We start from the raw sequence: 5,996 nt of genomic DNA, 5'->3' as shown, positions 1-5,996 counted from the left end.
CGGCCATTCAGGCGATAATCCGAACCGGCGCCGCGCTGGATGCGGCGCTGCACTTCGATTTCTTCGCCAGCGCTGCCGGCAAGATGCAGGGTAACGGTGGCGAACTCACGCGCCGGGCGGGCGCTGGTGCCGGCAAAGATCACATCGTCCATGCCGCCCGATCGCATGGATTTCGGGCTGCCTTCCCCCATCACCCAGCGCAGCGCTTCCAGAAGATTGGATTTGCCACAGCCATTGGGGCCGACAACACCGGTCAACCCCGGTTCGATATGGAGATCGACAGGTTCAACGAAGGACTTGAAGCCCGCAAGGCGAAGGCGGCGAAATTCCAAGGGCGCTTACCGGAGTGCCGCCTGCAGCTTGGTTTCGAGATCGGGCCAGGTGAACACGCCTTCCTGTACCGTGCCGTTGATGATGAAGCTGGGCGTGCCGGTGAGCTTCAGCTCGTTGACCGCCTGGTTGCGCAGATCACTCACCGCCTTCAGCTGCGCCGGATCGGCAAGGCACTGATCGAACTTGGCGCGCGGGATGCCGCGCAGCTTCACATAATCAGCCAGGCCGCCGAGTTCGGCCATGCGCGCGATGGCCTGATCTTCCGGCAGCTTGCTGAGCGCCTCCTGATCGGCCTTGCCGATGCGGCCGAACGGTTCCGTCCAGCCCATCTGATCAGCGTAGAAATTGTCGAGCAGGCCGAAAAAGGCCGCAGGGCCCTGGCAGCGCGCCAGCACGGTGGCGGCGTAATCGGGACCGTTCAGCACGAAGTTGCGATATTCATAGGAAACATTGCCGCTGGCGACATATTTGGACTTGAGGGTGGCCGTGGCTGCTTCGTGAAATTCGCGACAGTGCGGGCAAGTGAGCGAGGCGAATTCGACCAGTTTCACGCGGGCATCCGGGTTGCCCATGCGGAAGCCGCCTTCGGGCGTGGCCGCCACGACATCAACCCAGTTCTGGCCGGCCGGCGCGGCCACGGCGGGGCCGGCGGGCGCATCGGCGGCCCCAGAGGCGTCTGGTGTCGCGGTCTTTTCACCGCAGGCGGTGAGTATCAGCGCGAGAGCGGAAACGGCAAGAAGCAAGCGCATCATTTCGTCCTTCCAGGGGCGGCCTTCACGGCGGCATCAAGCAATGGTTCAAGCGCGGCCCAATCAAACACGTCGGATTGCATGCGGCCGTTGATCAGGAAACTGGGGGTACCCTGCAGCTGGTGATTCTGCACGGCATCGGTGCGGATGGCGAGCAGCCGGTCCATCGCCGGCTTGGCCGCAACACAGGCATCATAACGGGCGCGCGGCAGGCCGGCGGCGGCGGCGAATTCCGGCAGCTTGCCGGCGATGGCCATGGCATTGCCTTGGCTGTCCTGCGGCAGCGACTGGATGCGGGTGCGTTCGGCTTCGGGGATGGCCATGAACGGCGTTACCAATTGATCCTGGCGGGCATAGACGCGGTTGACGAACGCCCAGGCCTGCGGCGCGGCTTGGCACTGCATCAGCAGCCCGGCCATCAGATCGATGCCATTCAACGAAAACGGCCGATATTCATAACTCACCTGGCCCGCGGTCAGCCAACGGCTGCGGATTGCCGGCAGGCCGGCTTCGTGAAAGGCGCGGCAGTGCGGGCAGGTGAGGCTGCCGAACTCGATCAGCTTCACCGGCGCATTGGGGTTGCCCATCAATATGCCGCCCTGCGCCGTGGTGGCGAGGCGCGTGGACCAATCGGCCGGCGCGGCCACAGCACGCGCCGCTGGTTTGGCTGGCGCTGCCAGCAGCGGAGCAGCGGCGAGGCCGGCAATCAGGAAGGCAAAAGCAAGTCGCATGACTCTTCTGTAGCGTGGCGCAGGCGGCAGCGCCAAGCCCCTTCCAGTCAGCGAATTTTCGGCAGGCCGTTGGAAGTGGCCAGCGCTTCGGCCAACGATTGCAGCGAGGCGCGCAATTCCGGGTCTGCAATCTCGCGCAGGGTGGAGCGGGTGGCTTCGGGCAATGGCCCGGGCGGCGGTGGCGGCGGCGCGGGCGGCGCTTCCATGGTGGCGGCGCCCTGTTCGATGGCGATGCGGGCGACCGCGGCAAAGCCCAGGATGCGATTGGCGCGTTCGATGATCTGCGCTTCGACATGGCGCAACATGGGCGCCAGCGCACCGGTGGCGGCGACGGCCAGCGTGCCGCCATCCTTTTGGCCGCGCGGGAAACGCAGCCGCAGCGGCCGGCTGTGGCGGGCAAATTGGGGCCCGACGATTTCGGCCCAGCGATCATTGAGCGCCGAATGTGTGAAGCCGAACCGCTTGAAGGCCTGGCCGCCGACATCGCTGACCAGCTCGGCAATCGGCTTGGCGCGGCCGCCGCGTGGTTTGTCCTGTGGCTTTGGCGGCGCAGCTTTAGAGGGCGTTTTCGGCATCGCCGGTTCCATGCCATAGACGCGGCGTGACCGATAGCTGGCCCCACCATCTTCTCCGCTGGTATCGCGCCCATGCGCGCGAGCTGCCGTGGCGCAATCCGCCCGGCGAACCGCTGCCGGCTGATGCGGATTGGCCCTACCGCGTCTGGCTGTCCGAAGTGATGCTGCAGCAGACGACGGTGGAAGCGGCGACGCCTTATTTCCACGCCTTTACGTCGCGTTGGCCGACGGTTTCGGCGCTGGCGGCGGCGGATGATGCCGACGTGATGCAGGCCTGGGCCGGGCTTGGCTATTACGCCCGCGCCCGCAACCTGCTCGCCTGCGCGCGCGCCGTGGTGGAACGGCACGGTGGGCGATTCCCGGCCAGCGAAGCCGAATTGCGCGATCTGCCCGGCATCGGCGATTACACGGCAGCAGCGGTGGCAGCATTCGGTTTCGGCCGCAATGCGGTGGTGATCGATGGCAATGTCGAACGCGTGGTGAGCCGGATCTTTGCGATTGCCACCCCCCTGCCCGCGGCCCGCGCTCCCATCCGCGCTGCGCTCTCCCCTTTGGTGCCGCAGGGCGCAGCGGGTGATTTCGCACAGGCGATGATGGATCTGGCCCGCCGCGTCTGCACGGCGCGCAGCCCGCGCTGCCTCGCCTGCCCGTTGATCAATGGCTGCGCCGCGCACAAGGCTAGCACGCCGGATGCCTTCCCGGTGAAGGCCGCCAAGAAGGCGCGGCCCACTCGCACCGGCACCGCCTGGTGGATCGAGGCGGAGGGCGCGGTGCTCACCAACATCCGCCCGGCCAAGGGCCTGCTTGGCGGCATGCGAGCGCTGCCCAGCTGTGATTGGCGTGGGGGGAGCGCGCCGCCCTTGGCGGGCGACTGGCAGGTGCTGGGGGTGGTGCGCCACGGCTTCACCCATTTCGATCTGGAACTGGCGGTGCAGGCGTTGATCCTGCCGTCTCGGCCGGCGCTCGCGGGCGACTGGCTGGCGCTCAGTCAGGTGGAATCCGCCGGCATGCCCACACTTTTTGCCAAGGCCGCGCGGCTGGGGCTTGCCGCCGATGATTTACGGGAGAACAAGGCGGCATGACGATCTTCCATGACGTGCCGGTCACCGGCTTTTGCGGCAACATGCTGGACCGTGCCGACGAGATCAGGCGCGACCCGGCGGCGCTGATCGCCATGCGCGCCCGGCCCGATGCGCGCTGGCTGGTGATGGATGGCCTCAATCCAGTGGTCAGGTCCGGTGAACCCACGTCGATCCTGTGGGCCTATCGTTCCGATGTGCCACACGATGCGCTGTCGATCTTCCTCGGGATCGGCCCTGATGGCCCGCGTTTTGCGGCGGCAGCGCCGTCGGATGAACTGGTGGCCGATTTTGGCGGCAAGCTGCTCGATGCGCGTGCCGCCGGCGCGTTGCTGGCGGCGCCGGAAGCGGCGATCGTGGCGCAGGCCCGATCGATCATCGATTGGCACCAGCGCCACGGTTTCTGCGCGGTGTGCGGCGGCAAGACAGAACTTTCAAAGGCTGGCTATGCCCGCTCTTGCCTCGTCTGCAAGGCCGAACATTTCCCGCGCGTCGATCCGGTGGTGATCATGCTGGCAATCAAGGATGGCCACGCGCTGATCGGCCGCCAGCCGCGTTTTCCCAAGCGTTTCCTGTCAGCGCTCGCCGGGTTCGTGGAGCCGGGCGAGAGCCTGGAAGAAGCCGTGCGCCGCGAATTGTGGGAGGAAGCCGGCATCACCACCCGCCGGGTGCGCTATCTGGCCAGCCAACCCTGGCCCTTCCCGTCCAGCCTGATGATGGCCGCCTTTGCCGAAGCCGATGGTTTCGAGGTGCGGCTGGACGAAGACGAACTGGAAGAAGTGCGCTGGGTGACGAAGGACGAAGTGCGCGCCGCGCTGGCCGGCAATGGCGATTTCCTCGCCCCGCCGCCTTTGGCCATCGCCCACACGCTGCTGCAAAGCTGGGTGGACGAATAGGCTTCAGGCCAGCGCGGCCTCGCACACCAGCCGGGTGGCTTCTTCGGGCGGCATCGGTTTGCCGAACAGATAGCCCTGCACCTGCGTGCAGCCCAGTTGCCGGCACAGTTCGAAGGCGGCGCGAGTTTCGGTGCCTTCCGCCGTCGTCTGCATGTCGAGACTGGCGGCCAGCCGCACGATGGCCTGAATGATGGCGCTGGCCTCATCGCCCATCGCCGAGGCCCGCGCCACAAAGCTGCGATCGATCTTGATGCGGCTGAAGCTGGCCTTCTGCAGCGTTCCCAGCGCTGAATAGCCGGTGCCGAAATCATCGAGCGCGAAACTCACCCCCATCGCCGTCAACCGCGCCAGCACCTCGATCACCGCCGGCTTATCCGCCAGGAACAGGCTTTCGGTGATTTCCAGTTCCAGCCGCTCCGGGCCGATCTGGTGGCGGGCCAGCGCGGCGGCGATCACATCGGGCAGGTTCGCCTCTTCCATCTGCACCGCCGACAGATTGACCGACACTTTAACATGCGCCGGCCAGCGCGTCGCCCAGGCCAGCGCCTCATCGATCACCCAGGCGCCAATCGGCACGATCAGGCCGGTTTCTTCGGCCACCGGCACGAAATCCAGCGGAGAGACCACGCCCAGTTCCGGGTGATGCCAACGCAACAATGCTTCGAACCCGGTAATGCGTTCGTCCTCGCTGTCCACAACCGGCTGGAACAACAGGCGCAACTGATCACGATCCAGCGCGGCGGCCAGATCGGCTTCCAGCTTGCGGCGCTCGGCCACGGCCTGGGCCATTTCCGGGGCAAAGCGGCAGGCCGCGCCGCGGCCCTGTTCCTTCACCCGGTACAGCGCCAGATCAGCGCAGCGCAGCAGATCTTCAGGCGTTTCGGCATCATACGGCGCCAGCGCCCAGCCCACCGATGCACCCACCACCGCGGCACCGGCGCGGCCTTCCTCGCCCAGCGGAAACGGCCGGGCCATGTCCTTCACGATCCGCTGCGCCAGTTTTTCGGCGCGATCGCCGCTGCCATCGGGCAGCACGATGGCGAATTCATCGCCGCCCAGCCGCGCGATGGTGGCGCCGCCCTTCACCTGCGCCTTCACCAGCGCCGACAGGCGTTGTGCCACCTGCAGCAGCAACAGATCGCCGGCGGCATGGCCAAAGCAATCATTCACCGCCTTGAAGCGATCCAGATCGACAAACAACAGCGCCGCCGGCTTGCCCGACAGGACAGCGTTCTCCACCAGCTCATCCAGCGATTCGCGGAACAGGCTGCGATTGGCGAGGCCCGTGAGCGGATCGAAGCGCGCCAGTTGCGCGATGCGCTCCTGGCTGCGCCGCACCTCGGTCACATCGCGGCCCACGCCGCGAAAGCCGGTGAAACTGCCCGCCGCATCCTGTTTCGGCGTGCCTGAAAGCGCCCACCACCTCAGGTCGCGGCCCAGCGGCACCGGCACCACCAGATCGCGAAACGCCTCACGTTCGCGCAAGGCATGGGCCAGCGCCGCCGTGGTCGCCCCGCCCTGCACCGGATCGAGCAGCGCCAGCAGCGGCTGGCCCAGCATATCGGCCCGGCGGCGGCGCGCGACATCGGCAAAGCGCGTGGTGACATGGGTGAGGCGCCCAAGCCCATCCAGT

General features: G+C 66.9%; 6 protein-coding genes and 1 pseudogene. 2 read left to right on the top strand and 5 right to left on the bottom strand.

Translation table 11 applies throughout. The features are described from left to right. The 4 genes and pseudogenes from RT662_RS02850 to RT662_RS02835 form a co-directional block, all read right to left on the bottom strand. Positions 1 to 332, bottom strand: a pseudogene (locus tag RT662_RS02850) (AAA family ATPase); the annotation flags it as partial. Positions 333 to 338: 6 nt separating this feature from the next. After that, entirely contained in the window at positions 339 to 1,085 is a 747-nt protein-coding gene (locus RT662_RS02845; protein WP_313668994.1) for a thioredoxin domain-containing protein, read from the bottom strand. Further along, complete coding sequence (locus tag RT662_RS02840) at positions 1,082 to 1,813, bottom strand: thioredoxin domain-containing protein (protein ID WP_313668992.1); 732 nt, start codon at positions 1,811 to 1,813, stop codon at positions 1,082 to 1,084. Before RT662_RS02840 ends, RT662_RS02845 begins: the two co-directional genes overlap by 4 nt. A 47-nt stretch (positions 1,814 to 1,860) precedes the next feature. Beyond that, the gene (locus RT662_RS02835) at positions 1,861 to 2,388 is read right to left on the bottom strand and encodes a DUF721 domain-containing protein (RefSeq protein ID WP_313668991.1); all 528 of its coding nucleotides are present in this window, start codon (positions 2,386 to 2,388) and stop codon (positions 1,861 to 1,863) included. 26 nt (positions 2,389 to 2,414) lie between these two features. Between RT662_RS02835 and RT662_RS02830 the strand changes: the two genes are divergently transcribed. Beyond that, on the top strand, positions 2,415 to 3,470 hold the full coding sequence (locus tag RT662_RS02830) for an A/G-specific adenine glycosylase (protein ID WP_313668990.1): 1,056 nt from the start codon (positions 2,415 to 2,417) through the stop codon (positions 3,468 to 3,470). Beyond that, on the top strand, positions 3,467 to 4,363 hold the full coding sequence (gene nudC, locus RT662_RS02825; RefSeq protein WP_313668988.1) for an NAD(+) diphosphatase: 897 nt from the start codon (positions 3,467 to 3,469) through the stop codon (positions 4,361 to 4,363). Before RT662_RS02830 ends, nudC begins: the two co-directional genes overlap by 4 nt. A gap of 3 nt (positions 4,364 to 4,366) precedes the next feature. Here nudC and RT662_RS02820 read toward each other — a convergent pair. After that, positions 4,367 to 5,996, bottom strand: a 1,630-nt coding sequence (locus RT662_RS02820; RefSeq protein WP_313668986.1) for an EAL domain-containing protein, incomplete at its 5' end; no start/stop codon positions are given.

Origin of the sequence: Sandarakinorhabdus sp., assembly GCF_032115815.1 — a bacterium.
In the GTDB taxonomy this organism is placed as follows: Bacteria; Pseudomonadota; Alphaproteobacteria; order Sphingomonadales; family Sphingomonadaceae; genus Sandarakinorhabdus.
Note: the sequence above shows the minus strand (reverse complement) of the source record. Positions and strands in the feature narration are given on the sequence as shown.